Genomic DNA, 25,286 nt, shown 5'->3' with positions numbered 1-25,286 from the left:
CCGCCCTTCCCCCACTTCTGGAATTCGCCACGCATTTCGGCCATCGAACGCATCTCCCTCTGATACAAACGTGAAGCCGATTCCAACGCGTTACCTCTGGCTTTGTCATAACAGGCCAATGCGCATTTTTGCATCAGCTTACCGTTGACATTCGTCAACAAAATATCAATACTCTGCGGGAACCACTGATGAAGGAACATCCAGATAAACATATCAGGGCGGCCATTGATTACGCGCTAAAGCACGGCTGGTTGTTTATCGCTGGCGGTAAAAGTGCCCACTGTTTTGGCCGTTTGCAGTGCGGTACGGCCGAGCACCGCGATCATATGATGAGCATATGGTCGACACCTGCCGTTCCGCTACATCACGCGCGGCAAATCATGCGCATGGTCGAGAGCTGTCAGCCCAGAAATTCGTAGAACAAGGGAGAAACAAAATGCCATTATTTAACTTCACGCTGACGCTTTCAGGCGTCAGCCGCAGCACGCCAAATCTTGAAGATGCGCTTTATCATGCGCATTGCGATGATGCCCTGATCTGCTTTTACGGGACGGCGGTCTATCTTGATTTCGACCGGGAAAGTGACACATTAGAGCAGGCTATTCTTTCTGCTATTCGAGATATTGAATCCGCCCCCTTGCTCAATGCGCGGGTCGAATCGGTTGATTCAACCCTGGTTGGGCTTAGCGACATTGCCGAACTCACCGGCGTTTCCCGGCAGGCAATTTCACTGCTTAAAGACGGGGCTCGCGGTGGTGGTCAGTTTCCTGCGCCCATTCAGCGCGTAAAGGGTAACTCCCCACTCTGGCGCTGGCAGACAGTCGTGCAATGGCTGGTAACAGAGGGCCGCATCGCTGAGACTTCGCCGATGGTTGCCCATGCCCGCACGCTGGATAGCCTCAACCTGGCACTACAGCTTCGCGCCTCTCAGGAGAGCAAAACGGTGCTGCACTATTTCCAGCATCTGGAACACAAGACCGCCTTCAGTGGCTAATTCCGTGCCAATCCCTCTCTTCCGGTGCTAGAGTACAGCCTCAGATTTGGCTTAATGGCATAGGAAAATGGCAATCCTCACCACCCGGCGACTACGACTTTCTCCGTTTAATAAAAGCGACTGGCCCTTCTTTCTTCAGCTGCGACAAAACCATGAGGTCATGCAGTTTATGGGGGAAGTACTGGACGAAGCGGCGATAGGTGCAATTTTTTCCCGACGCTGCAATTCCCCCGCGATCTTTGTTATCCGCGATGAAAACGGTACGCCGCTTGGCGATATAGGGCTGCAAATCAGCAGTAAAAACCCCCATGAGGCGGATGTTGGCTATGCGCTGCTGCCGGAAGCTCAGGGTCAGGGTTTTGCCAGCGAGGCGCTCTGTGCAATATGCGATTTTGGCTTCCAACGGCTTGGGCTGTGGGCGATTAACGCCTGGGTATTGGGCGATAATCACGCGTCGGCGCGGCTGCTGGAAAAGCACGGTTTTATCCGCACGCAGGTGCTGACAAAAGCCTATCGGCTGAACGGCAAAGATTACGATGATTGGGTATATCGGCTGGAGGAACAGACCTGGATGATACTGTCCAGGCCCGAAAACATGGGTTACTCAACGTAGCGTGTCCCAAAACGACTCCATCTTGCCAAAAACGCATACATCAGCGCCAGCGCAAAACAGCTCAAATTAAAAAATGTCCACGGAAGATAGTCCAGCGTCGCCACGCCCAACGTTTTTGCCATAAACATGCCGGAAATCGTCCACGGGAAAAGACCTTCCAGCAAGGTCGCCCCCGACTCCATAGCCCGTGACATGTTGACCCGATGCAGCTTGTGCCGATCATAGCAGGGGTCATACATACTTTTGACCAGAAAAAAGCTAATCACCGCGTTGCCCGTACAAGCCACTAGCAGTGTGCTTGAGAAGAGCGTTGCCAGGATGACGCGCGTAACGGAACTTAACTTCTTCACAAGTCGCTGTAGTACCACATTAAGCCCTCCTGATGCCTCCAGCGCGGAGGCGAACAAAAATGCGCATAACATGACCACAATGGGGCTGACCATGGAATAAATGCCGCCACGGTTGAGTAAAACAGTAAGATTTGTTGCAACGTCGGGATCGCGGGCAATCGTGGAAAATGGCGTAAGCATGCTGTTTTTAAATCCATTAATGGCCGCTTGCACCATATCAGGCCAACTCACTGGCTGGAAAATGCCCCCCAGGAGAAGTGCAAAAAATGAAGAAGCGACCAGAACCACCGTGGTGTCCCACTTCCGCAATGCCCCCACGAAGACCAACAAAGCCGGCAGCAAGCAGAGGGGATTAAGCCAGAACAGTTGCTGCAATGCCTCTCGCATCACGCTGATATTGTCGATCTGTTCGTTCAACGGCGCTAAATCCTGCCCCACCCACCAGAAGCCTGCGCAGGCAAAAATAAACGCCGGCAGCGACGTATACATCATATTGCGAATGCTTTGCCACAGTTCTACGCCTGCCGCCATTGCGGCCATATTGGTGGTATCCGATAACGGCGAGAGCTTATCGCCAAAATAGGAACCGGAGATAATGGCCCCCGCGGTTACCGCCAGGGAAACGTTCATCGCAGACGAAACCGCAATCAGCGCCACACCGATCGTCCCCGCCGTTCCCCAGGAGGTGCCGGTAAACAGGGAAATGCATACCGTTACCAGAAAAGCCGTCAAATAGAGATAATGGGGACTCACCATGTCCAGCCCGTACAGCACCATCAGCGGAATGGTGCCTGATACAATCCAGCAGCCAATCAGCATACCAATTGACAACAGAATCAGCATAGCTGGAACGGCATCTTTAATTTTCTCCATAAACAGTGAAACAATATCCTTCCAACGCGCACCATAAAAATACGCGTAGCCAGCGGTCGTAAGCGTCACCATTATTAATACAAACTCAACCGGATAACCCAAAATACCAACGCCGGCGAGAAAAAATATAAAAATGATGAATAAAATAATTAATGCCGAAGGAAACGAAGGCTGCCGAATAGTCATATTGGCATCCTTAATGCCTTAAAAGCATTATCGAGATCGTTAATTAATATCGACATCGGCTCCTGACCGATGGAAAGACGAATAAGCCCCCGAGAGATACCCGACTCATCCAGCGCAGCCTGGTTATATCCACGATTGGGCGAAATAATCAGACTTTCATAGCCACCCCAGCTACACCCCACTTTAAATACCCTGCAGGCATCAATAAAGCGCTTCACATCATGAAAATCCGCGTGTTTTAACTCGAAGCTAAAGAGCCCGGAAAATCCGCTCATCTGACGCCGAATAATCTCTTTTTCCTGCGGCGATGCCAGCCATGGATGGCGAATATTTTCCACATCATCACGACGGTTCAGCCACTCGAGCACGGCAATGGCATTTTGCTGATGCGCCTGCATGCGGATCGGTAAAGTTCGTAATCCCCGCAATAACAGCCACGCGCTGAATGGCGCCAACACGCCGCCTAATAGCTGATGGGAAAAATCACGGATCGGTTCCATCAACTCAGCGCAAGTAATCACCGCCCCGGCCAGAATATCGCTGTGCCCGGCAAGGTATTTGGTACAGGAATGAATCACAATATCAAAGCCAAGGCTCAACGGCTTCTGGTACAGCGGCGTCGGCCAGGTGTTATCAATAGCCGTGATAATGCCATGGTGAGACGCCAGGCTGGCTATCGCACGTAAATCTACCACCTTCATGGTCATGGTGCCCGGCGACTCCGTGTAAATCATGCGCGTGTTGGGCTTAATTTTTTGCGCAATAAGCGCCACGTCACCATCCGGTACAACATCAAACTGAATACCGTATTTATGCGCTAGCGCTTTCACCAGCTCCACGGCAGGCCCATAGACTTGATTGACCAGTAAAATGTGATCGCCATGATTTAAATGGCCGATAATCACCGCGCTAATGGCCCCCATTCCAGATGCAAAACAGCGTGCGCTTTCTCCACCTTCCAGCCGAGCCAGCTTTTCCTCTGCCATCTGCACGGTGGGATTCAGACCTCGGCTATAAATATAACGCCGGGTTTCTTGCTGCATATCATCGCAATACTGCTGATAGTTAGCCTGCACAAATAGGCTGGTCTGGATGATTGGCGGTGCTACCGCGCCAAAATAAGCTTCATGATTTTCATTAATACCGGAACAAGTTACATAATCTTCTGGCGAAACATTTCCATTATTCAGTAACAAACTTTCGTAACGTGTCATCGTTATTTCCCTTTACTGTGCGTATTTCGGGAAATACTAATCCTCGCAACCATTAAAACCTTTATCTTATTGCCATTAATAATTTAAGTACGGCATACACAAAAAGAATCGCCTCTTGGCGATCACACAAAATCCATATTAAATATGATTAAATTAAATAAGTACAATTAAAAATAAAGCCGGGGTTAACCGGCTTTATTTTTATTTCAGCGCGCCGCTGAGAAACTGCTGCAAACGCGGACTCTGCGGGTTACCGAATACGGCTTCCGGATTGCCCTCTTCCTCAATTTTGCCCTGATGCAGGAAAATCACGTGCGATGAAACGTGGCGGGCAAAGCCCATTTCGTGCGTCACCACCACCATCGTTTTCCCTTCTTCAGCCAGCTGCTGCATAATGCGCAGCACCTCACCCACCAGCTCCGGGTCAAGCGCTGAAGTCGGTTCATCAAACAGCAGCACTTCCGGCTCCATCGCCAGGGCGCGAGCAATGGACACGCGCTGCTGTTGGCCGCCGGACAGGTGTACCGGGTATTTCTCCTGCTGACGTTCGTCGATGCCCACCTTCGCCAGGTATTTCACCGCGCGATCGCGCGCTTCCTGCTTGCTGAGGCCCAGCACCTGGATCGGCGCTTCCATGACGTTCTCCAGCACCGTCATATGGCTCCACAGATTGAAATGCTGGAATACCATGGTCAGGCGAGTACGCAGGAGGCGCAGCTGGTTTTTATCCGCGACCTTGAGCTGACCGTCGCTATCGCGGACCAGGCCAATATTCTGCCCGTTAACGATAATCGTGCCTTCGCTCGGCTTTTCGAGAAAGTTAATGCAGCGCAGGAACGTACTTTTGCCCGAGCCCGACGAACCGATAATGCTAATGACGTCGCCAGCGTTAGCTTTCAGCGAAACGCCTTTCAGCACCTCATGCTCGCCGTAGCGTTTATGCAGATCGATTACGTTTAGTTTTTTATCAGCCATCATGTTCTCAGTGCGTAGAAGTCGGTTTCATATGTTTTAGCCAGCGCTTTTCCGCTTTACGGAACAGGCGAATCAGCACATACGAGATAATCAAATAGAGCACGGCGGCAATGCCAAAAGCGGTAAACGGCTGATAGGTTGCCGAGTTGATATCGCGGGCGATCTTCAGCAGGTCAGGAACGGTGGCGGTAAACGCCAGCGCCGTCGAGTGCAGCATCAGGATCACTTCGTTGCTGTAAGCCGGTAGCGCAATACGCAGCGCCGACGGCAGAATAATGCAGCGGTAAAGCTTAAACGACGAGAAACCATAGGCTCGCGCCGCCTCAACCTCCCCCGCGGGCACAGAACGAATCGCCCCGGCGAAAATCTCGGTAGTATAGGCACAGGTATTGAGCGTGAGCGCCAGCACCGTACAGTTCAGGCCGCTGCGGAAAAAGGCGTTTAGCAGCTCAGTACCTTTCACGATTTCCAGCGTATACATCCCGGAATAGAACACCAGCAGCTGCACATACAGCGGCGTCCCGCGGAAAATATAGGTAAACAACCACACCGGAAACTTAATATATTTATTGCTGGAAACCCGGGCAATCGCGAGGAACAGCGCCATAATGCCGCCCATCACGACCGACAGCACCAGCAGCCATAGAGTGATAGCCACGCCGGTGAAACGATAGCCGTCGCTCCACAGCAGCGCTTTCCAGTACTCCTGAATAATCTCAATCACAGATCGGCCCTCTTCACGCCTACGGAGTAGCGGCGTTCGAGCAGCAGCAGTACGCCATTGGAAACGGTGGTAAACAACAGATATATCACCCCGCAAACAATGGCGAAGTAGAACGGCTCCCAGGTGCTTTTACCGGCAAGCTGGGTCGCCTTGACCACATCTTCCAGCCCCAGCAGCGACACCAGCGCGGTCGCCTTGAGGATCACCTGCCAGTTATTGCCAATCCCCGGCAGCGCGTAACGCATCATGGCCGGAAATAAAATGCGCCGAAAAGTTTGCCCGCTGGTAAATCCAAAGGCGGTCGCAGCTTCGATGTGCCCTTTCGGCACCGCCATAAAGGCACCGCGAAAAGTTTCGGTGAAATAAGCGCCGTAGATAAAACCGAGCGTAATGATACCGGCGATCATCGGGTCGATATCAAACTGATCGACGCCGAGTGAATCGGTGATCACGTTCAGCACCATCTGCAGCCCGTAGAAAATCAGCAGCATCAGCACTAAATCGGGCACCCCACGAATCAGCGTGGTGTAACCCTCAAAAATTAACGCCAGCACGCGATTTCGGGAGAGCTTAGCTCCCGCGCCAACCAACCCAATAAGCACGGCCAGAACCACCGAGCTGACGGCCAGCTCAAGGGTGACAAGAGCGCCCTGAAAAATTACCTGTGAAAACCCGTACAGCATGCTGCCAGTCCTGTCTTGACGCCCGTCGCTCTGTGCGTGCAAAGCGACGGGTTACTCGTGATGATTACTCGCCGTAAACGTTAAAATCGAAGTATTTCTTCGCCAGCTTGTCGTAGGTGCCGTCGGCACGCATTTCAGCAAACGCCTTGTTCAGCGCGTTCAGCAGTTCAGTGTCGCCTTTACGCAGGCCCATACCGGTACCGACGCCGAACAGCTTCTCGTCTTTAATCGACGGGCCGCCGAACTGGTAGTCTTTACCGATAGGCTGCTTCAGGAAGCCTTCACTCGCCGCCACTTCGTCCTGGAACGCGGCATCGATACGGCCAGCGGTCAGGTCAGAGTAGATGTTGTCCTGGCCCTGGTAGGAGACAATTTCGATACCTTTTGGCGCCCAGTGCTCGTTACCGTAGGTTTCCTGGGTCGTTCCCTGCAATACGCCAACGCGCTTACCTTTCAGCGTGGCGATATCCGGCGTAATCGGAGAACCTTTTTTCACCACCAGGCGCGAATCGGCCGCATAAAGTTTGTCGGTAAAGGCGATTTCCTGCTGACGTTTTTCAGTGATCGACAGCGATGACATGATGGCATCGATTTTCTTCGCTTTCAGCGAGGGGATCAGGGCATCCAGCGGGTTCTCAACGAAGGTACATTGTGCCTGGATGCGCTTACACAGCTCTTTGGCCAGATCAATGTCAAAACCCACTAATTCGCCCTGGGCATTTTTTGACTCGAACGGTGCGTACGTTGGGTCAGTACCAATGCGCACTTTTTGCGGAATTGCTGCAAATGCGCTCGATGCAGAAGCAAGCGCCAGAACCAGAGAAAGAGACAACGCCAGTTTTTTCATAATCATCCTCAACAGACAGTAATTCTTGTGGGTTTTTTAGAAATTATCTGAGCGGTTATCGTGCCATCTTTCGGCCCATCAAGGCAAAGCATTCTGCCCTTTCGGCTGGCATTTTTCTCATTAAAAATGCTTAATTATGCAACTGCGCGCAACTTTCGAGCAAAAAATGCACCACCGTGGTGCATGGCGATTTATCTGCACCACGATGACACATCCGGCGGATTAATCGCCGTAGACGTTAAAGTTGAAGTACTTCTTCGCCATTTTGTCGTAGGTGCCGTCGGCGCGCAGTTCGGCCAACGCCTTATCCAGCGCGGCCTTCAGCTCTACGTCATCTTTACGCAGGCCAACGCCCGTCCCGTCGCCAAAGAATTTTTTGTCCTTCACCGATGGGCCCGCAAAGTCAAACGTTTTGCCCGCTGGCTGCTTGAGGAAGCCTTCGCTGGCGGCCACCTCATCCTGGAACGCGGCGTCAAGACGCCCGGCGGCCAGATCGGAGTAAATCAGATCCTGGTTCTGGTAGGCCACCACGTCGACGCCTTTACTGCGCCAGTTTTCATTGGCGTAGGCTTCCTGGGTAGAACCCTGAAGAACGCCGATGTGTTTACCCTTCAGCGCGTCCAGCGTGGGTTTAATTGCCGAACCTTTGGCGGCAATCAGGCGTGAGTCAGCGGCATACAGTTTGTTAGAGAAGGCTATCTCCTGCTGACGTTTTTCCGTGATGGACAATGAAGAAATGATGGCATCGATTTTCTTCGCTTTCAGCGAAGGGATCAGCGCATCGAAATCGCTTCCCACCCACGTACACTTGATGCTTGCACGTTTGCACATTTCGTTGCCCAGATCGATATCAAAGCCGATAAAATCGCCTTTGGCATCTTTCGATGAGAACGGTGCGTAGGTGGTGTCGGTACCGATGCGAATGCTCTGCGGCAGTGCGGCAAAGACGCTGGCAGCGCTGCTGAGACCCAGCAGCAGAGAGAGAGCAAGAACCGTCTTCTTCATACGTTCCCCTATTAAATCGTGATGTTGTTAACTGCGATATCGTTATGTTGTGTTGTGTCTGCAAACCTGACTCTGCATCTTTTGTGCCAAACCTTTCGCCGAAGAGCTAAATGGCGTTAAATTTGTTAACAAAAGGATAAGAAAAGGTAAACACAGACGAAGATATCAGCCGCTGCGTATAAATCGAGCACAAAAATGCAATCGGGATGATTTAATCGCGAGGATTTGATCGGCGTTGCAGAATTGCCCTGAAACAGGGCAAAAGAGACATCATGAGCGCATCAGGCGCCCGACCAGCGGGTAAACAGATCGTCCGGTAGGGTGATATCAAACTGATCGAGCACCCGGTTCACGGTCTGATTGATGACGTCATCCAGCGTTTGCGGGCGATGATAGAACGCGGGCACCGGCGGCATAATTATCGCCCCCATTTCCGCAGCCTGCGTCATCAGCCGCAGATGGCCGAGATGCAGCGGCGTTTCGCGCACGCACAGCACCAGCGGCCTACGCTCTTTGAGCACCACATCGGCAGCGCGCGTCAGCAGACCATCGGTATAGCTGTTCACAATCCCGGAAAGGCTTTTAATAGAGCACGGCAAAATCGCCATCCCTGCCGTTTTGAAGGAACCAGAAGAAATACTGGCGGCAATATCGCGGGAATCGTGTACGACATCGGCCAATGTTTGAACGTCGCGCAGGGAAAGCGATGTTTCCAGCGCCAGCGTCTGGCGGGCCGCCTGGCTCATCACCAGATGCGTTTCGACGTCAGGCAGGGCGCGTAGCACCTCAAGCAGGCGTACGCCGTAAATGGCGCCGCTGGCGCCGGAGATTCCAATGATGAGTCGCTTCACGTTGACCGCCCTTTTTCTCTACTGGCGCCAACTTTGCCGGATTATGGTGCCAGACGCAACTGTGACGCACTGGCGTGAGTTACCGAACTTTCGCGCTCTATCAGCCGAACCGGCAGCAACAGGTTTCGTTCGCTCTCATCGCTGAGCAGAAGCTGGAAAGCATCGCGCCCCAGTTCGCGTTTATCGACCGCCACCGTCGAGAGCGGCGGATGCGCCCAGGCGGCAGCGTCAATATCGTCAAAACCCACAATCGCCACGTCTTGCGGTACGCGGATACCCCGGCGCGCGCACTCACGCATCGCCACCAGCGCCGCCACGTCGTTATAGGCGAAAATGGCATCCGGCGGCTGCGCTAGCCCCAACAGCTGCGACATCCCTTCCACCAGCGCCTGTTCGATATCTTTTACCGGCGGCACCTCGATACGGTACGCCGATGGCAGCGCCAGACCGGCGTCAAATAACGCCTGCTGGTAGCCCTCAACGCGCTGGCGAATACTGTAATGGCGTTGCGAAGTCCCCAGAAAGGCGATACGCGTTCTCCCTTGCGCCAGAAGATGGCGCGTCGCGACAAAGCCCCCGTGGAAGTTATCCGGATTCACGCAGGGAAAATCGGCCGCCCACAGGTCGACCAGCGCCACCGGCAGCGCGGCCTGCCGCAGCTCGGCCAGCACTTCAGGTTCGAGATACCCGGCACAGATTAGCGCATCTGGCTGATGCAGATGAATAAGATCCGCCACCCTGTCCTGCGGGCCAATCGGCTGGAAGCTCATGGCGACCTCATTCTCACGGCAGGCGTCTGCCACGCCGAGCATAACCGTGGAATAAAACGGCAGCGCGCTGGCAATGTTGTGCTCGCGGTGCAGCAAAAAAAGCAGCCGCTTAATACGCCCGTTGCGTAGACGGCTGAAGTCATACCCTGCTTCCTGCGCCATCGTCAGGATACGCTGGCGTGTCTCATCGCTCAGCCCTGGCTGCCCTTTCAGCGCCCGAGAAACCGCCGCAATCGAGACGCCGCAGGCGCTGGCAATGTCTTTAATTCGGGTCTTCTTCGTCATGCTTTTGCTTACCTTCTTCACCGCCAGACCGAACAAAGAGTATCCCCTACCACCAACGAGCTGACAATCCTAAGTTTTATTTTTACTAAACATATTAAAAAGAACACTGATAACGAATGCTACACGCTCCAATACCTCCTGCATTACAGCCAGTAAACGAGATCAAAATCACCATTTATAATTAATTTATAGTAAAAATAAGATCAATTTCACTCTTTAAAAATCACATTGTATACAAAAAACGCGCTCAAGTCCTATCCTCATCGCCGTTAGTTATTTACTAAAAATTCGTCAGAGATACGCCGTAATGACTTTTTGAATCATCCCCCTGATCGAGGATTGGTTATGACCGTTGCTGATAACCTGAATACCGATGTACAGAACGTTGATGCGGGAGAGACGCTGTCTACCCGCGAAAAGATAGGCTATGGATTAGGCGATGCCGGCGGGCATTGCATCTCGGATTTAATCAGCGGATTTCTCCTTTTTTTCTACACCGATGTCTTTGGCCTCAGTCCGGCCATCGTTGGTGCGATGTTTTTTGTCCTGCGTATTTTCGACGCCGTTTCCGACCCGGTAATGGGCGTGATCGCCGACCGCACGCGCAGCCGCTGGGGGCGTTTTCGCCCCTGGCAGCTGTGGACGGCGGTTCCGCTCGCCGTCATTGGTATCCTGACATTTACCGTACCGGATATGGGGCCTAACGCGAAAATAGCCTGGGCTTTCGGTACCTACTTTCTGATATCGATTGGCTATACCGCGAACAACGTCCCTTACTGTGCGCTGATTAACGCGATCACCAATCGCCACGATCAGGTGATGTCCTGCCAGTCCTGGCGCTTTGTGCTCAGCGGCGTAGCCGGTTTTCTCGTCTCTGTTGGCCTGCCGTGGATGGTTGAGTTTTTCGGTAACGGTAACCTGGCCAAGGGCTACCAGTACGGCGTCACCGTGCTGTGCACGATAGGCATGATCATGTTCCTGCTGTGCTTCTTCTGGGTAAAAGAGCGGGTGCCGCTGTCGCTAGCAGGCAATTTCACCCTGCGCGAACACCTGAAAGGGCTGCGCAAAAACGATCAGTTACTGATGATGCTGGTGATGTCGTTCCTGCTGGTGAACATTCTGTGCATCCGCGGCGGCGGCTATATGTACTTTATTTCCTACGTGCTCCAGGGTGGCGCCGGCTACATGTCGCTCTTCTTCGGCATTCTGACGCTTTCCGGGATTGCCGGCGCGGTGATCGTCAACCCGCTCTCCCGTCGCATGGATATGGTGCGCCTCTACTACTGGACGAACCTTGTTCTGGTCGCTTTTGGCGTGGGCATGTACTTCCTCCCTACGGGGCCGCACTATCAGACGCTATGGCTGGTTTGCATAGCCGTAAATAGCGTCATTCAAGGCTTCACCCTGCCGCTGCACTTCTCGATTATGGCCTTCGCCGACGACTACGGCTAATGGAAAACCGGCGTGCGTTCATCAGGGATGAACTTCGCCTTTAACCTCTTTTTCATCAAGCTCTCCTGGGCCTCTTCCGGCGGCATCATCAGTCTGATCCTGATCATGGTAGCCTACCAGCCAGGGCTGGAAAGCCAGACCGCAGCGTCCATTCAGGGTATCACCCTGCTGCAAAGCATCGTACCGGCGCTGTTCCACCTCGCGCTGGCGCTGTGCCTGCTGAAGTGCCGACTTAACGGCCCAATGATGCAACGTATTTCTACCGACCTTCGCCAAAGACATTCACACATTTCCTGAGGTAAACATGATGCAGTCTGATGTGATTGAAGCCGATCTGAACCGTATTACCATCACCGACCCGTTTCTGGGCGAATACCAGCGGTTGATTCGCGACGTGGTGATCCCTTACCAGTGGGAAGCGCTGAACGATAACATTCCCGAAGCCGAACCCAGCCACGCGCTGGCTAACTATCGCATTGCCGCCGGGCTGGAGCCCGGCGAATTTTACGGGATGGTGTTCCAGGACAGCGACGTCACCAAATGGCTGGAGGCCGTCGCCTGGTCGTTGAGCCAGAAGCCGGATAGCGAACTTGAGCAAACCGCCGATGCCGTGATTGAACTGCTGGCACAGGCGCAGTGCGAAGACGGCTATCTCAACACCTGGTATACCGTGAAAGAACCGGGGCTACGCTGGACCAACGTGGCCGAATGCCACGAAATGTACTGTGCAGGGCACCTGTTCGAAGCGGCGGTGGCGTTCTTCAACGCCACCGGTAAGCGCCGCCTGCTGGAGATAGCCTGCCGTTTTGCCGATCATATTGATACCGTTTTTGGCCCGAACGATGGCCAGCTGCGCGGCTATCCCGGGCATCCTGAAATCGAGCTGGCGTTGATGCGTTTGTATGAAGTCACCCGGGAGCCTCGTTACCAGGCGCTGGCGCGCTTTTTCCTCGAAGAACGCGGCCAGCAGCCGTACTACTACGATATTGAGTTTGAAAAGCGTGGCGGCACCTGGCACTGGGACAACTGGGGCGAGGCATGGATGGTGAAGGATAAAGCCTACACCCACGCGCACAAACCGCTCGCAGAGCAGAACGAAGCGGTCGGCCACGCGGTACGCTCGGTATACCTGATGACCGGCCTGGCGCACCTCGCCCGCCTGACTCATGATGAAGAAAAGCGCCAGACCTGTCTGCGCATCTGGAACAATATGGTACAACGTCGGATGTACATCACCGGCGGTATCGGTTCACAGGGCATCGGCGAAGCCTTCACCAGCGACTACGATCTGCCAAACGACACCGCCTACGGCGAGAGCTGCGCCTCCATCGGTCTGATGATGTTCGCCCGACGCATGCTGGAGATGGAGGGAGACGCCCACTACGCCGAGGTCATGGAGCGCGCGTTTTACAATACGGTGCTTGGCGGCATGGCGCTGGACGGCAAACACTTTTTCTACGTGAACCCGTTAGAGACTCACCCGAAGAGCATTCCACACAACCATATTTACGACCACATTAAGCCGGTACGCCAGCGCTGGTTCGGCTGCGCCTGCTGCCCGCCGAATATCGCCCGCACGCTCGTCGCTATCGGCCACTACCTCTTTACCCCGCGCCAGGACGCGCTGTTTATCAACTTCTATGCCGGAAGCGAAGCACAGTTTACGGTTAATGGCCGGACGCTGGCGCTGAAAATAGAGGGCAACTACCCGTGGGATGAGCAGGTCACGATTCGCTTCAGCCAACCGCAGGCGGTCGAGCATACGCTCGCGCTACGCCTGCCGGAATGGTGTGAAGCGCCGCAGGTGCGGGTGAACGGAAACGCCGCGCAGGGTAACATCATCAAAGGCTATCTGCATCTGCATCGTCAATGGCAGGAAGGCGACGTGGTAACGCTGCATCTGCCGATGACCATCCGCCGCGTCTATGCTAACTCGCGGGTGCGTCACGCTGCCGGTAAAGTGGCGATTCAGCGCGGGCCGTTGGTTTACTGCCTGGAAGAAGCGGATAACGGCGCGGAGTTGCACAACCTGTCGCTGCCGAAAACGGCGACCTTTCGCGAGATTCAGGGCGTCGGCGTGCTGAAAGGCAAAGTGCTGCTACAGGCGGAAGGGCTACGCGTGTTGACGGCTCAGGAGAATAAGCCGCTGTACAACTTTGATAATCGTCAGACGGCGGTTGAGAAGCAGATGCTGACCTTTATTCCGTGGTTTAGCTGGGCCAACCGTGGCGAGGGCGAAATGCGGATTTGGGTCGACGAGGCATAACCATAAAAAAAGCCGGATGGCGGCTATGCCTTATCCGGCCTACAACGATGGTGGACTGTAGGCCGGATAAGACGCGATGCGTCGCCATCCGGCATGTCCTGATTTACCCTTCGTTATGCATCTCTAAATTCTCAACTTCATTCTGCAGCTGGACGGCTTTCGCATCGTCGTTGCGCAGTGAATCGAGGAAGTCGAGATAGGTCTGGTCAACGTCTTTGGTCACATAGACACCGTTGAACACCGAGCATTCGAACTGCTGGATATCCGGGTTCTCTGCGCGTACCGCGTCGATAAGATCGTTCAGATCCTGGAAGATAAGGCCGTCCGCGCCGATGATCTGGCGAATTTCATCCACTTCACGCCCGTGGGCGATCAGCTCATTGGCCGTCGGCATATCAATACCGTAGACGTTCGGGAAACGAATTTCCGGCGCCGCAGAGGCCAGATAGACCTTCTTCGCACCGGCTTCACGCGCCATCTCGATAATCTGCTCGGACGTGGTGCCACGCACGATAGAGTCATCAACCAGCAGCACGTTCTTATCACGGAACTCAGCGCGGTTGGCGTTCAGCTTGCGGCGCACGGACTTACGACGCAGCTGCTGCCCCGGCATAATAAAGGTACGGCCAACGTAGCGATTCTTCACGAAGCCCTGACGGTACGGTTTGCCCAGGATACGAGCAATTTCCAGCGCGATGTCGCAGGACGTTTCCGGAATAGGGATCACGACGTCAATATCCAGATCTTCCCACTCGCGCGCAATCTTCTCGCCAAGCTTGGTGCCCATATTCACGCGGGCGCTGTAGACGGAGATTTTATCGATGAAGGAATCCGGACGCGCGAAGTAAACGTATTCGAACAGGCACGGGTTGCTGACCGGGTTGTCGGCGCACTGGCGGGTAAACAGCTGCCCCTTCTCGGTGATGTAAATCGCTTCCCCTGGCGCAACGTCGCGCAGGAATTCAAAGCCGAGGGTATCCAGCGCCACGCTTTCGGAGGCCACCATATACTCGGTACGGCCATCGCCCACATCGCGTTTGCCCAGCACCAGCGGACGGATGCCGTTCGGGTCGCGGAAGGCAACCATGCCGTGGCCGATAATCATCGCCACGCAGGCGTAGGCGCCGCGGATCTGGCGGTTCGTCGCGGCGATAGCGGCGAAAATGTTATCAGCTTCCAGCGGATAATGGCGGAAGTTATCCAGCTCGCTGGCAAAGATATTGAGCAGGATTTCAGAATCGGAGGTGGTGTTGATGTGACGGCGTTTTTCTTCAAACAGCTTCTGACGTAACTCGTGCGCATTGGTCAGATTACCGTTGTGCGCCAGCGTAATGCCGTACGGCGAGTTCACGTAGAAAGGCTGAGCCTCAGAGGCGCTGGAGCTGCCCGCCGTTGGGTAACGCACGTGGCCAATACCCATATTGCCCTGCATACGCTGCATGTGGCGGGCTTCAAAGACATCGCTCACCAGACCGTTCGCCTTACGCAGGCGGAAGCAGTTGTTGGCATCAATGGTGATGATGCCAGCGGCATCCTGTCCACGGTGCTGCAGCACCGTTAGCGCATCATAAATCGACTGGTTTACCGGCATAACACCGGCGATACCGACAATACCGCACATACGTCTTTTCCTCGTTCAGCAACGACCCAAAGCTTATACTTTGGGCAAGAAACTTGACGAGCTTTGAAGGTATTCAAAAAACCATCTGATAACCGGTGAAAAATAGGGAATAAACTGCGACTGCTGCCAGTCTTCGCTCTTTGCCATGCCGGTAAAGGTGTCGAGGAAGAACAGGATAGCGGCAATAATCAGCACCCCGCGCAGCGCGCCGAAGCAGATCCCCAATACCCTGTCGGTACCCGATAAACCGGTCTTCTCCACCAGTTGGCCTATCACGTAGTTGACGATAGCGCCGACGATGAGCGTCGCGATAAACAGCGCCGCAATAGCAATCCCATTTCGAACCCGTTCGTCTTCAAAGCCCGTAAACCAGATAGACAGATCGTTGTAGTAATGGCTGGCTACGTAAAATGCACAGCCCCACGTCACCAACGATAGCGCTTCGCGAACGAAGCCACGGATAAGACTCACCAGGCAAGAAAAGCCCAGTACCGCGATAATGGCGTAATCAATCCAGACCATATATGTCCCACGATTCTACGCCCTGTCATCCAGTTCGGGCGCATTCTAACAGAAAAAGAAAACGTTTGCGTAGGGATTTCCTTCCCAGGCATAAATAAAAAATGGCGCTGAAAAAACATTCAACGCCATCGTTTTTCTGGTCGTTTTCGGCGTTGTCCGGCCCCTCACCCCGCCCCTCTCCCCAAAGGGGCGAGAGAGAAAATGGGTGCGAAACCTACCAACGATGCCCTAAGGTCCCTTCTCCCAAAGGAGAGAGAGTGAGGGAAAAAGCCCCACGTCTTAGTTCGGCGTATACCCCATCACCACCCCACTCAGCCCCGACAGCTGCTTCAGCTCACCGAGCGAACCTTTCAGCTTATCTTTCGAGGCGTCCGGGCCAACCAGAATGCGGGTAATTTTACCCTGAACTGGCGTCGAAGGCGACGTATAGGCGTGATAACCTGCGCCGCGCAGGCTGGCCACAATTTCGTTCACCTTATCGGCGTTCTTCAACGCGCCAAGCTGCACCACGTAAGCCTTGCCCACCGGCGCAGCCTTCTCTTCAGGTGCCGCTTTCGGCGGCGCGGTAACAGCCACCTGTTCCGTTACCGGCTGCGGTTTCGGCTTCGGTTTTTCGACCGGCTTCGGTTTCGGCAGTTCGGCGGCCGGCGGGATCTGCTCGAGATCGCCGTTACCGTTCACCGCCAGACGGCTGGAATCAAGCGACGGTGCCGCCGCATCGCCCGCGCGTACCTCTTCCGCGGCGCCTTCCGGCGGCTGAGCAGGCAGCGCCTGCGTTGCCGTCGGCAGCATATCCGGCTCATCGCGATCGCCGGGCTTAGGCACCAGCGGAATGGCCGCAAATTCATCCTGATAATGCTTTTTTTGCCCGTCAAGCAGCCCTGGCAGCACAATGACCCCCAGCGCGACCAACACTATCGTCCCGACAAGACGGTTTTGAAACTTACTTGCCACCGGCTCTCCCCGCGTCCAATACTTCCATCACGTGCGCTACCGTGTGGAACGAACCACACACCAGCACCGTATCTTCCGGCATGGCATCGGCCATCGCCGCATGCCACGCCTGCGCCACGCTGCCATACACGGCACCCGCGCGCAAATGCGCGCGCAGCTGTTCCGCCGTCGCGCCGCGCGGCCCTTCCAGCGGCGCACAGTACCAGCTGTCGACCACGCTTTCCAGACACGCCAGCGTTCCGGCAATGTCCTTATCATGCAGCATACCAATAACCGCCAGCACTCGCCCGGTTTTCGGCAGGGATTTGAGACGCCCGGCAAGGTAGCCTGCGGCATGCGGGTTATGCGCAACGTCGAGAATCACCCGCGGCGCGTACTGGATAGTCTGAAAACGCCCCGGCAGGATCGCGCTAGCGATGCCTTCACGAATCGCCTGCTCGCTCACCGCAAGCCCGCTGGCGCGCAGCGCAGCCAGCGCGGTGGCGGCATTCGGCTGCGGCACGTTAGGCAGCGGCAGATTGCGCAGTTCGCCCTGTGCGTCGCTAAAGGTCCAGCTTTCCGCCTCTACGCTATAGCGCCAGTCCACGTCACGCTGCAGCAGCAATGCACCCTTTTCGCGCGCCACGTCAGCAATCGTCTGCGGCATCTCCGGCTCGCCGACGACCGCCGGCCGCCCACCGCGGAACACCCCCGCTTTCTCACGGCCGATGCTTTCACGGTCCGGTCCCAGCCAGTCGGTGTGGTCCAGCGCAATGCTGGTCACTACGGCAACGTTAGCATCGACGATGTTAGTCGCATCCAGTCGCCCGCCCAGGCCGACTTCCAGAATGGCCACATCAACCTGTTGCTGCTTGAACAGCCACAGCGCAGACAGCGTGCCGTATTCAAAATAGGTGAGCGATGTTTCGCCGCGCGCCGCTTCAATCGCGGCGAATGATGCCGTATGCGCGCTTTCCGCCAGCTCTTCCCCCTGCACGCGCACGCGCTCGGTATAGCGTACCAGGTGCGGCGAACTGTACACGCCCACTTTATAGCCGGCGGCCATCAGGATGGTTTCCAGCGTCCGGCAGGTGGTGCCTTTGCCGTTGGTGCCCGCGACGGTAAAGACGAACGGCGCCGGTTGCAGCACGTCGAGCGACCCTGCGACCTTGCTGACGCGCGCCAGTCCGAGGTCGATGGTTTTTGAATGGAGGTTTTCCAGATAAGAAAGCCACGTAGCCAGGGGCGACGTGGCCTGAGGAATAGAATGTTTTTCCATGATGCCCGCAACTTTCAACGGTGAATAATAGCAAAAAGGGCAGCGCCACCCGGCCCTGCCCTTTACATCATCAGGCCTCTGGTGCCTGATCCGGTACCGGCGGCACCACCACGCTTTCGCGCGGCGCGTCCGGGTTCGGCGCCGGGAGATTCATCAGCTTCGCCAGAATGCTGGCCAGCTTCAGTCGCATTTCCGGGCGACGCACGATCATGTCGATCGCGCCCTTCTCGATGAGAAACTCACTGCGCTGGAAACCCGGCGGCAGTTTTTCACGCACGGTCTGTTCGATAACACGCGGACCGGCAAAACCGATCAGTGCTTTCGGTTCAGCAATGTTCAGATCGCCCAGCATCGCAAAACTTGCGGAAACGCCGCCCATGGTCGGGTCGGTCAGCACGGAAATATACGGCAAGCCGCGTTCCTGCATTTTCGCCAGCGCAGCGGAGGTTTTCGCCATCTGCATCAGGGACATCAGCGCTTCCTGCATGCGCGCACCGCCGGAGGCAGAGAAGCAGATCAGCGGACAGTTGTCTTCCAGCGCCTGCTCAACGGCACGCACAAAGCGCGCGCCCACGACAGAACCCATTGAACCGCCCATAAAGGAAAATTCAAAGGCCGCGGCGACAACCGGCATATCATGCAGGGTACCCTTCATGACCACCAGCGCGTCTTTCTCACCCGTCTCTTTCTGCGCGGATGCCAGACGGTCTTTATACTTTTTAGAGTCACGGAACTTCAGCACGTCTTTCGGCTCAAGTTCACTGCCCAGTTCTACCAGGGACCCTTCATCCAACAAGCTATGCAGGCGATTACGCGCTGACATACGCATGTGGTGATCGCACTTCGGGCAAACCTCGAGGTTACGCTCCAGCTCGGCGCGATACAAAACCTGACCACAGCTATCGCACTTGGTCCATACCCCTTCCGGGATGCTCGCCTTGCGGGTAGGTGTGATGTTGCTTTTAATTCGTTCAATCCAGCTCATTGATAACCTTTCTGCCTGAACCTGGTCGATGCCAGTTTTGCCATTAAGGGGGCGCGCATAATGCCACTTTTCCCCTTCATAGACCATGAATGTTGCACATTAAAACATAACAGCCCGAAACTTGGCATAAAAAAGTGGTCGAACCGCGAAACATGTCGTAACAGGGCACGGCTGAATCGTGCCCCGCTTGCGCGCGTTATTTTGCCCGTTTTGCCGCTGCGCGGCGGTGGCGAATCACTTCAATAACGCCCGGTAATACGGACAGCACGATGATAGCGACAATCAGCAGCTTCAGGTTTTCCTGAACTACCGGCAGGTCGCCGAACAGATAGCCCGCGTAGGTAAACAGCAGCACCCACAGCAGCGCGCCCGCCACGTTATAGAGCGCAAAATGACGATAGGACATGTGGCCCATTCCCGCCACAAAAGGCGCAAATGTTCTGACGATCGGCACAAATCGCGCCAGAATGATGGTTTTCCCACCATGTTTATCGTAGAAAGCATGGGTCTTATCCAGGTAGCTACGGCGAAAGATCTTCGAGTTCGGGTTGCTGAAGAGCTTCTCACCGAACAAGCGTCCAATGGTGTAGTTTACCGCATCGCCGACAATCGCAGCGATCACCATCAGTACCACCATGACGTGTACGTTGATGTCGTTGGTCGGCAGCGCGGAGAGCGCCCCAGCAACGAACAGCAGCGAATCGCCGGGCAGGAAAGGCGTCACTACCAGCCCCGTTTCGCAGAACAGAATCAGGAACAGAATAGCGTAAACCCAGACGCCGTACTGCGCGACCAGCTCCGCCAGGTGCACATCAATGTGCAGGATAAAATCAATCAAAAAACGGATGAGATCCATATTGTTTAGCCCCAAATGACTACGTTAGTCCGCCAGGAATAGCGGGCCCATCGGCACGGAAGGGAGCGCAAAGTGTGCGGGGTAATCCACCGCCACCAGATACAGCCCTTCCGCTTTCGCCGTTGCTGCGGCAAGCGTCCTGTCTTTTGCCGCCAGCAGTTCTGCAATCCAGCTCTCCGGCTGGTTTCCTGCGCCAACTTCCATCAGGCTTCCAACAATATTCCTTACCATGTGGTGCACAAAGGCGTTCGCTTTGATGTCCACAACAATATAAGCGCCGTAGCGGGTCACGTTGATATGCATGACGTTACGCCACGGCGTGCGCGACTGGCACTGCACCGCCCGAAATGAGGTGAAGTCATTCTCGCCCAGCAGGCTTTGCGCCGCGCGGTGCATCCGCTCAGCATCCAGGGGTTGGTGATAATGCGTCACCCCCTGACCCAGCACCGCCGGACGCAGACGGTGGTTATAAATCACATAGCGGTAGCGGCGCGCCGTCGCGCTGAAACGCGCATGAAAATCGTCGGGCACAGCTTTCACCCAACGCACCGCAATGTCACCAGGTAAATTCGCATTTACGCCCAGCGTCCACGCCGCGTCTTTACGCACGGCGTGAGTTTCAAAGTGCACCACCTGCCCGGTACCGTGAACGCCCGCGTCGGTACGCCCGGCGCAGAAGACGTTTATCGGCTCATTGGCCACCTGCGAGAGGGCTTTTTCAAGTTTTTCCTGCACGCTGCGCACTTCGTTTTGCCGCTGCCAGCCGTAATATTTGCTGCCGTCGTACTCAATGCCCAGCGCAATTCGATAGACCGGCAGTTGCTCCATTTCAGACATCAGTACAGATACTCCAGCACCAGCTTCTCGGCCGTTTTCACCGCCATCAACGCGCCGCCAAAGCGGACGTTATCGGCCACCGACCAGAACTGTACCTGCTCAGGCATACCGTAATCGTTGCGCACACAGCCTACCGACAGATGCGCGCTGCCGGTCGCGTCGCCAACCTGCGTCGGGAATTCCCCCGCTTCCGACAGCACAATATCTTCGCCGCGCGCAAAGGCGTCTCGCGCCTCTTCCGCCGACAGCGGACGCATGGCTTCAAATGTCACCATCTGCGCGTGGCCGTAGAACACCGGCGACTGAATGCAACTGGCGGAAATCATCAGCCCTTCATCCTGCATAATCTTACGCACCTGATCGACAATACGGCGTTCATCACGCACGTTGCCCTCGCGGTCCGGCAGCATCGGCAGCATGTTGAAGGCCAGCTGACGACCGAAGAAATCATCTTCGTCGATAGGAATGCCGTTCAGCAGCTTAGCGCTCTGCCCGGCCAGCGCGTCGACGGCTTTTTTACCGTGCGCAGAGGCGGAAATCAGGCTGGTCACGTTGATGCGCGACAGGCCACCGTCATCAATCAGCGGCTTCAGCGCCGCCAGCAGTTGGCTGGTCTGGCTGTCTGCCACGGCGATGACGTTACGGTTACGATAGTCAGCCAGCACAAACGGGTTCACTTCCGGTACCACCAGCGGCACGTCCGGTTCCAGGGCAAACAGACCGCTAAGGTCGATAACCAGACAACCGGAATTAGTCGCTTCTTCTATATAGGTGGCACTCGCCTCCATACCGGCGACAAAGAACGCCAGCTGCGCCTGCGTCCAGTCAAATTCCGCCGCATCCTGCACTCTGACCGATTTACCGTTGAAACGCAGATGTTCGCCCGCGCTGTCGGCGCGCGCCAGCGCATAGATATCACCCACCGGGAACTGACGTTCAGCAAGGGTTTCAAGCAGGGCTTCGCCTACGGCGCCGGTTGCGCCCAGGATGGCAATATTCCAGCCTTCAGACATGGTGATTTACTCCAGAAAAAAAGCGACCCTGCCGGAGTATCCGGCAGAGGTATTAAGAAGACATTAACAATGTACGGCGTTAACAATGTACGGCGTTAAACCCGAGTTTTTGCAGCAGCTCGGCCGCCTCGGCATCATCACACTCCACGGTTAATGATGACCATTCGCGACGCTCAAGGTAATTTTTGCGCAGCTTGTCAAACTCACCCGGGATCCCCGCGACTTTTCGCAGCGGCGCGTCATCGCGGCGCACATCATACACCAAATGCACCAGTCTTTTCAGCGTAGGCTGATCGAGCGGACCGTGCAGGCTGATGTGGCCAAATTCCGGCGCCGGCAGCAGCGATGAGAGCGCCACTTCCTGCGGTTGGCCGATAAACTGGCTGTAGGCTTCGAACACCTGGGTCGTACCGCGCGCTTTGCCCTCGAGCGTGTAGCCCGCAATGTGCGATGTCCCCAGATCGACTTTGTCCAGCAGCGCCAGGTTGAGGTCCGGCTCGGGCTCCCAAACGTCGAGCACTACGCTCAGCTTCTGCCCCTCTTCAAGACATTTCAGCAGCGCGGCGTTATCCACCACCGGGCCACGGCAGGCGTTGATCAAAATCGCGCCCGGCTTCAGGCGACGAATCAGCGCCTCGTCGGCCAGATGCAACGATTTATACGGGCCGTCTTTATACAGCGGCGTGTGGAAGGTCAGTACGTCAGCCTGCGCCACCAGTTCCTCCAGCGGGAGGAAATCGCCCGCGTCGCCGTTATCGGCGCGCGGCGGATCGCAGAGCAGCGTTTTGATACCCAGCGCCGCAAGACGTTTTTGCAGACGGCCGCCGACATTCCCCACGCCGACAATGCCCACGGTACGGTCAGTCAGCGCAAACCCATCGCGCTCGGCCAGCATCAGTAGCGCCGAGAAGACATATTCTACGACCGCGATGGCATTACAGCCCGGCGCGGCGGAGAAACCGATCCCTGCCTGTTTCAACCATGCCTGATCGACATGGTCGGTGCCCGCCGTCGCGGTGCCGACAAATTTGATCGCTTTGTCGCCCAGCAGCGCTTCGTTCACCTTCGTCACGGAACGCACCATCAGGGCATCGGCATCGGTTAACGCCTCGGTCGGGATCGGTCGACCGGGAACGGCGGTAACGTCGCCCAGACGGCTAAAAAGTTCGCGGGCGTAGGGCATATTTTCATCAACAAGGATTTTCACGGTTCAGTACCTGTCTGAGAACGAGAGTAAACCGGGGAAGTGTGCCATAATCTCGCCGCCAGGCATACTTACGCCGGGCATCAGTACTGCAATTGGAAAGGATGAATCATGACGCAACCCATTTCAGGTATGCCCGCGCGCCCTCCGGGGGCCGGCACAACGCCCCTCTCCCCTGCGGGAGAACAGCCGTTGAGTACCCAACAGCGTACGGTGCTGGAACGACTGATCACGCGCTTAATCGCAATGACCTCACAGCAGAATGCCGAGGTTTGGGCGGGCGTGAAGCACGATCTGGGGCTGAAAAACGATACCCCGCTGCAGGCGCGCCACTTTCCCGCCGCCGAGCAGAATCTTAATCAGCGAATCGGCGCTGCCGAACAAAAGCTGAGCACGCGCCAGACGCTATCGCAGCTGACCGAGCTGCTAGGCCAGGGGAATAATCGTCAGGCCGTCAGCGACTACATCCGCCAGCAGTATGGGCAAACCGCCCTTAGCCAACTGACCCCGCAGCAGTTAAAAAACGTGCTGCAGCTGTTACAGCAAAATCAGCTGTCGATTCCGCAGCCGCAGCAGCGGCCGGCCACTGACAGACCGCTCCTGCCGGCCGAGCACAACACGCTGAACCAGCTGGTCACCAAGCTCTCCGCCGCCACAGGGGATTCCAACAAGCTCATCTGGCAATCACTACTGGAACTTTCCGGCGTGAAATCCGGTGACCCGCTGCCGGCGAAACATTTCAACGCGCTGGTCACTCTGCTGCAGGCGAGGCTGACGCTGAGTACGCATCCCGCGCCCACGCTTAACGTCCTGCAGGCTGCGCTCAAGCAGCCGCTGGAGCCACAGGAAGGGCAGCTGCTGCGCGATGTCGCCCAGCAAAACTGGAACGCAACGCCGCAAACGGTGCTAACGCCGGTACAGGTGCAGGAACTGCTGAACCTATTGTTCCTCAAACGCATCGAGCGCGAGCGCGTAGCCCATGCGTACACGCTGGAAGCGCGCGACCTTCAGCCTATTTACGCGCCGTTTGCCCCGGTCATGACTACGCTCAAATCGCTGTCGGCACGCCCGGGTCTGGCAGCCGTCGTGCTGGTGGTTGTCGCCCTGCTACTGTGGCTGCTGCTGTAGATTGAGTATCTGCGCAATGGTTGTCATCACCGCGTCTTCTTCATTGCTGCCGGTGATATATCGCGCGGCCTGTTTGGTTTCGTCAAAGGCGTTACGCATGGCGAAACTCCAGGCGGCGCGCGTCATCAGCTCGATATCATTCAGGCCATCGCCGAACACCATCGTCTCGTCTTTGCTTACCCCCAGCATGCGCTGCAACATCTCCACCGTGTGCCCCTTGTGAACGCCGGCGTCGGCAATATCAATCCACGCGTCTTCCGAAACCACGATATAGGCTTTATCAAAGAACTCAGCCAGGTGCGGTTTGATCTGCGGGCAGCGACCTTTGATATCAAACAGCGAGATTTTAACAAAATCATGCTCCACCGCGTTAAAGTCGTCTATCAGCACCACGTGCGCATAAGACATTTTGACTTTTGCCAGCATTTCCGGCGCAATCGATGCTTTAACATAGGCGCCGTTGGACGTACAGGCGATGATGACGGCTTCGCTGTTCACCGCTTCAAGCGTGGCAATCATCTCCCGACCCAGCGCGTTTTTAATCGGTGATTGATAGACATACTCACCGCCGTACTTAATGCGCGTGGCGCTATCGCCAAGGATCCAGAAATCCCTCACCTGTTCGCCAAACAGCTCCTCCACCCGCTCACACTGCTTACCGGTGCACAGCGCAAAGGCCACGCCCTGCTGCTGCATCAGTGATTTAATCTGCGTAAAACGTTGGCGGTTGTAATCGCCGCTGCGGTTTAAGAAGGTCCCGTCGAGATCGGTAATAATCAGCTTAATCATGCATTCTCCTTGAAGAGGATAGCCCGCGTTC

Annotated in this window: 24 protein-coding genes and 1 pseudogene; 6 read left to right on the top strand and 19 right to left on the bottom strand. The window is 55.6% G+C overall.

The window, feature by feature from the left end; genetic code table 11:
- The first annotated feature begins 188 nt into the window (after nucleotides 1-188).
- From V6942_RS16790 to V6942_RS16780, 3 genes are all read left to right on the top strand, one after another.
- A complete protein-coding gene (locus V6942_RS16790; RefSeq protein ID WP_106924260.1) occupies nucleotides 189-419 on the top strand; it encodes a hypothetical protein in 231 nt (76 codons plus the stop codon).
- Nucleotides 420-436: 17 nt separating this feature from the next.
- Nucleotides 437-994, top strand: a complete 558-nt coding sequence (locus V6942_RS16785) for a helix-turn-helix transcriptional regulator (protein WP_182967389.1) — start codon at nucleotides 437-439, stop codon at nucleotides 992-994.
- 67 nt (nucleotides 995-1,061) lie between these two features.
- The gene (locus V6942_RS16780) at nucleotides 1,062-1,607 is read left to right on the top strand and encodes a GNAT family N-acetyltransferase (protein WP_106924258.1); all 546 of its coding nucleotides are present in this window, start codon (nucleotides 1,062-1,064) and stop codon (nucleotides 1,605-1,607) included.
- Here V6942_RS16780 and nhaC read toward each other — a convergent pair.
- The 9 genes from nhaC to V6942_RS16735 form a co-directional block, all read right to left on the bottom strand.
- On the bottom strand, nucleotides 1,595-3,016 hold the full coding sequence (nhaC, locus tag V6942_RS16775; RefSeq protein ID WP_333501517.1) for a Na+/H+ antiporter NhaC: 1,422 nt from the start codon (nucleotides 3,014-3,016) through the stop codon (nucleotides 1,595-1,597). The genes V6942_RS16780 and nhaC overlap by 13 nt on opposite strands.
- Nucleotides 3,013-4,230: a PLP-dependent aspartate aminotransferase family protein gene (locus tag V6942_RS16770; protein WP_333501516.1), complete on the bottom strand. Its 1,218-nt coding sequence runs from the start codon at nucleotides 4,228-4,230 to the stop codon at nucleotides 3,013-3,015. Before V6942_RS16770 ends, nhaC begins: the two co-directional genes overlap by 4 nt.
- Nucleotides 4,231-4,431: 201 nt before the next feature.
- Entirely contained in the window at nucleotides 4,432-5,205 is a 774-nt protein-coding gene (gene hisP, locus V6942_RS16765; protein ID WP_106924255.1) for a histidine ABC transporter ATP-binding protein HisP, read from the bottom strand.
- Between the two features lie 7 nt (nucleotides 5,206-5,212).
- Nucleotides 5,213-5,929 (bottom strand): ABC transporter permease, encoded by a 717-nt coding sequence (locus V6942_RS16760; RefSeq protein WP_106924254.1) that lies wholly within the window; start codon nucleotides 5,927-5,929, stop codon nucleotides 5,213-5,215.
- Nucleotides 5,926-6,612, bottom strand: coding sequence for a histidine ABC transporter permease HisQ (locus V6942_RS16755; protein WP_106924253.1), 687 nt, complete (start codon nucleotides 6,610-6,612; stop codon nucleotides 5,926-5,928). The genes V6942_RS16760 and V6942_RS16755 overlap by 4 nt, the downstream gene beginning before the upstream one ends.
- Before the next feature lie 64 nt (nucleotides 6,613-6,676).
- The gene (gene hisJ / locus V6942_RS16750; protein WP_106924252.1) at nucleotides 6,677-7,459 is read right to left on the bottom strand and encodes a histidine ABC transporter substrate-binding protein HisJ; all 783 of its coding nucleotides are present in this window, start codon (nucleotides 7,457-7,459) and stop codon (nucleotides 6,677-6,679) included.
- Nucleotides 7,460-7,681: 222 nt separating this feature from the next.
- Nucleotides 7,682-8,464, bottom strand: a complete 783-nt coding sequence (argT, locus tag V6942_RS16745; RefSeq protein WP_106924251.1) for a lysine/arginine/ornithine ABC transporter substrate-binding protein ArgT — start codon at nucleotides 8,462-8,464, stop codon at nucleotides 7,682-7,684.
- A gap of 281 nt (nucleotides 8,465-8,745) precedes the next feature.
- Nucleotides 8,746-9,315 carry a UbiX family flavin prenyltransferase gene (locus V6942_RS16740; RefSeq protein WP_182930243.1) on the bottom strand — a complete coding sequence of 190 codons (570 nt, stop codon included), beginning with the start codon at nucleotides 9,313-9,315 and terminating at the stop codon, nucleotides 8,746-8,748.
- A 41-nt stretch (nucleotides 9,316-9,356) separates the two neighbouring features.
- The gene (locus V6942_RS16735; RefSeq protein ID WP_182928563.1) at nucleotides 9,357-10,370 is read right to left on the bottom strand and encodes a LacI family DNA-binding transcriptional regulator; all 1,014 of its coding nucleotides are present in this window, start codon (nucleotides 10,368-10,370) and stop codon (nucleotides 9,357-9,359) included.
- Between the two features lie 345 nt (nucleotides 10,371-10,715).
- Between V6942_RS16735 and V6942_RS16730 the strand changes: the two are divergent.
- Nucleotides 10,716-12,119: pseudogene (locus V6942_RS16730) on the top strand (MFS transporter).
- 7 nt (nucleotides 12,120-12,126) lie between these two features.
- Nucleotides 12,127-14,088 carry a glycoside hydrolase family 127 protein gene (locus V6942_RS16725; protein ID WP_333501515.1) on the top strand — a complete coding sequence of 654 codons (1,962 nt, stop codon included), beginning with the start codon at nucleotides 12,127-12,129 and terminating at the stop codon, nucleotides 14,086-14,088.
- A gap of 103 nt (nucleotides 14,089-14,191) precedes the next feature.
- Here V6942_RS16725 and purF read toward each other — a convergent pair whose 3' ends face one another.
- The 9 genes from purF to pdxB all read right to left on the bottom strand — a co-directional run bounded on the left by purF (nucleotide 14,192) and on the right by pdxB (nucleotide 23,341).
- Nucleotides 14,192-15,709 (bottom strand): amidophosphoribosyltransferase, encoded by a 1,518-nt coding sequence (gene purF, locus V6942_RS16720; protein WP_106924247.1) that lies wholly within the window; start codon nucleotides 15,707-15,709, stop codon nucleotides 14,192-14,194.
- A 33-nt stretch (nucleotides 15,710-15,742) separates the two neighbouring features.
- Nucleotides 15,743-16,231 (bottom strand): colicin V production protein, encoded by a 489-nt coding sequence (gene cvpA / locus V6942_RS16715; RefSeq protein WP_106924246.1) that lies wholly within the window; start codon nucleotides 16,229-16,231, stop codon nucleotides 15,743-15,745.
- A 279-nt stretch (nucleotides 16,232-16,510) separates the two neighbouring features.
- Complete coding sequence (gene dedD, locus V6942_RS16710) at nucleotides 16,511-17,185, bottom strand: cell division protein DedD (RefSeq protein WP_182930240.1); 675 nt, start codon at nucleotides 17,183-17,185, stop codon at nucleotides 16,511-16,513.
- Nucleotides 17,175-18,443 carry a bifunctional tetrahydrofolate synthase/dihydrofolate synthase gene (gene folC / locus V6942_RS16705; protein ID WP_106924244.1) on the bottom strand — a complete coding sequence of 423 codons (1,269 nt, stop codon included), beginning with the start codon at nucleotides 18,441-18,443 and terminating at the stop codon, nucleotides 17,175-17,177. The genes dedD and folC overlap by 11 nt, the downstream gene beginning before the upstream one ends.
- Nucleotides 18,444-18,513: 70 nt before the next feature.
- Complete coding sequence (gene accD, locus V6942_RS16700) at nucleotides 18,514-19,428, bottom strand: acetyl-CoA carboxylase, carboxyltransferase subunit beta (protein ID WP_106924243.1); 915 nt, start codon at nucleotides 19,426-19,428, stop codon at nucleotides 18,514-18,516.
- A gap of 196 nt (nucleotides 19,429-19,624) precedes the next feature.
- A complete protein-coding gene (locus tag V6942_RS16695; RefSeq protein ID WP_106924242.1) occupies nucleotides 19,625-20,284 on the bottom strand; it encodes a DedA family protein in 660 nt (219 codons plus the stop codon).
- A gap of 24 nt (nucleotides 20,285-20,308) precedes the next feature.
- Nucleotides 20,309-21,121: a tRNA pseudouridine(38-40) synthase TruA gene (truA, locus tag V6942_RS16690; RefSeq protein ID WP_106924241.1), complete on the bottom strand. Its 813-nt coding sequence runs from the start codon at nucleotides 21,119-21,121 to the stop codon at nucleotides 20,309-20,311.
- Nucleotides 21,121-22,134, bottom strand: a complete 1,014-nt coding sequence (locus V6942_RS16685; protein ID WP_106924240.1) for an aspartate-semialdehyde dehydrogenase — start codon at nucleotides 22,132-22,134, stop codon at nucleotides 21,121-21,123. Before V6942_RS16685 ends, truA begins: the two co-directional genes overlap by 1 nt.
- 79 nt (nucleotides 22,135-22,213) lie before the next feature.
- Entirely contained in the window at nucleotides 22,214-23,341 is a 1,128-nt protein-coding gene (pdxB, locus tag V6942_RS16680; RefSeq protein WP_333501514.1) for a 4-phosphoerythronate dehydrogenase PdxB, read from the bottom strand.
- Nucleotides 23,342-23,449: 108 nt separating this feature from the next.
- Here pdxB and flk point away from each other — a divergent pair, with 108 nt between their 5' ends.
- The gene (gene flk, locus V6942_RS16675) at nucleotides 23,450-24,466 is read left to right on the top strand and encodes a flagella biosynthesis regulator Flk (RefSeq protein ID WP_106924238.1); all 1,017 of its coding nucleotides are present in this window, start codon (nucleotides 23,450-23,452) and stop codon (nucleotides 24,464-24,466) included.
- On the opposite strand, the gene V6942_RS16670 is transcribed toward flk, so the two are convergent.
- Complete coding sequence (locus tag V6942_RS16670) at nucleotides 24,446-25,255, bottom strand: Cof-type HAD-IIB family hydrolase (RefSeq protein WP_333501513.1); 810 nt, start codon at nucleotides 25,253-25,255, stop codon at nucleotides 24,446-24,448. The genes flk and V6942_RS16670 overlap by 21 nt on opposite strands.
- Nucleotides 25,256-25,286 lie beyond the last annotated feature (31 nt).

This window comes from Kluyvera genomosp. 2 (assembly GCF_036759865.1).
Lineage (GTDB): Bacteria > Pseudomonadota > Gammaproteobacteria > Enterobacterales > Enterobacteriaceae > Kluyvera > Kluyvera ascorbata_B.
The sequence above is the reverse complement of the archived record's forward strand: the minus strand, read 5'-3'. Positions and strand labels throughout refer to the sequence as shown.

Excerpts from the sequence above, each read along its gene's own strand:
- V6942_RS16790 (WP_106924260.1), top strand. The coding sequence starts at position 189 with ATGAAGGAACATCCAGATAAACATATCAGGGCGGCCATTGATTACGCG.
- V6942_RS16785 (WP_182967389.1), top strand. The coding sequence starts at position 437 with ATGCCATTATTTAACTTCACGCTGACGCTTTCAGGCGTCAGCCGCAGC.
- V6942_RS16780 (WP_106924258.1), top strand. The coding sequence starts at position 1,062 with ATGGCAATCCTCACCACCCGGCGACTACGACTTTCTCCGTTTAATAAA.
- nhaC (WP_333501517.1), bottom strand. The coding sequence starts at position 3,016 with ATGACTATTCGGCAGCCTTCGTTTCCTTCGGCATTAATTATTTTATTC.
- V6942_RS16770 (WP_333501516.1), bottom strand. The coding sequence starts at position 4,230 with ATGACACGTTACGAAAGTTTGTTACTGAATAATGGAAATGTTTCGCCA.
- hisP (WP_106924255.1), bottom strand. The coding sequence starts at position 5,205 with ATGGCTGATAAAAAACTAAACGTAATCGATCTGCATAAACGCTACGGC.
- V6942_RS16755 (WP_106924253.1), bottom strand. The coding sequence starts at position 6,612 with ATGCTGTACGGGTTTTCACAGGTAATTTTTCAGGGCGCTCTTGTCACC.
- hisJ (WP_106924252.1), bottom strand. The coding sequence starts at position 7,459 with ATGAAAAAACTGGCGTTGTCTCTTTCTCTGGTTCTGGCGCTTGCTTCT.
- argT (WP_106924251.1), bottom strand. The coding sequence starts at position 8,464 with ATGAAGAAGACGGTTCTTGCTCTCTCTCTGCTGCTGGGTCTCAGCAGC.
- V6942_RS16735 (WP_182928563.1), bottom strand. The coding sequence starts at position 10,370 with ATGACGAAGAAGACCCGAATTAAAGACATTGCCAGCGCCTGCGGCGTC.
- V6942_RS16725 (WP_333501515.1), top strand. The coding sequence starts at position 12,127 with ATGATGCAGTCTGATGTGATTGAAGCCGATCTGAACCGTATTACCATC.
- purF (WP_106924247.1), bottom strand. The coding sequence starts at position 15,709 with ATGTGCGGTATTGTCGGTATCGCCGGTGTTATGCCGGTAAACCAGTCG.
- cvpA (WP_106924246.1), bottom strand. The coding sequence starts at position 16,231 with ATGGTCTGGATTGATTACGCCATTATCGCGGTACTGGGCTTTTCTTGC.
- folC (WP_106924244.1), bottom strand. The coding sequence starts at position 18,443 with ATGGAAAAACATTCTATTCCTCAGGCCACGTCGCCCCTGGCTACGTGG.
- accD (WP_106924243.1), bottom strand. The coding sequence starts at position 19,428 with ATGAGCTGGATTGAACGAATTAAAAGCAACATCACACCTACCCGCAAG.
- V6942_RS16695 (WP_106924242.1), bottom strand. The coding sequence starts at position 20,284 with ATGGATCTCATCCGTTTTTTGATTGATTTTATCCTGCACATTGATGTG.
- truA (WP_106924241.1), bottom strand. The coding sequence starts at position 21,121 with ATGTCTGAAATGGAGCAACTGCCGGTCTATCGAATTGCGCTGGGCATT.
- V6942_RS16685 (WP_106924240.1), bottom strand. The coding sequence starts at position 22,134 with ATGTCTGAAGGCTGGAATATTGCCATCCTGGGCGCAACCGGCGCCGTA.
- flk (WP_106924238.1), top strand. The coding sequence starts at position 23,450 with ATGACGCAACCCATTTCAGGTATGCCCGCGCGCCCTCCGGGGGCCGGC.
- V6942_RS16670 (WP_333501513.1), bottom strand. The coding sequence starts at position 25,255 with ATGATTAAGCTGATTATTACCGATCTCGACGGGACCTTCTTAAACCGC.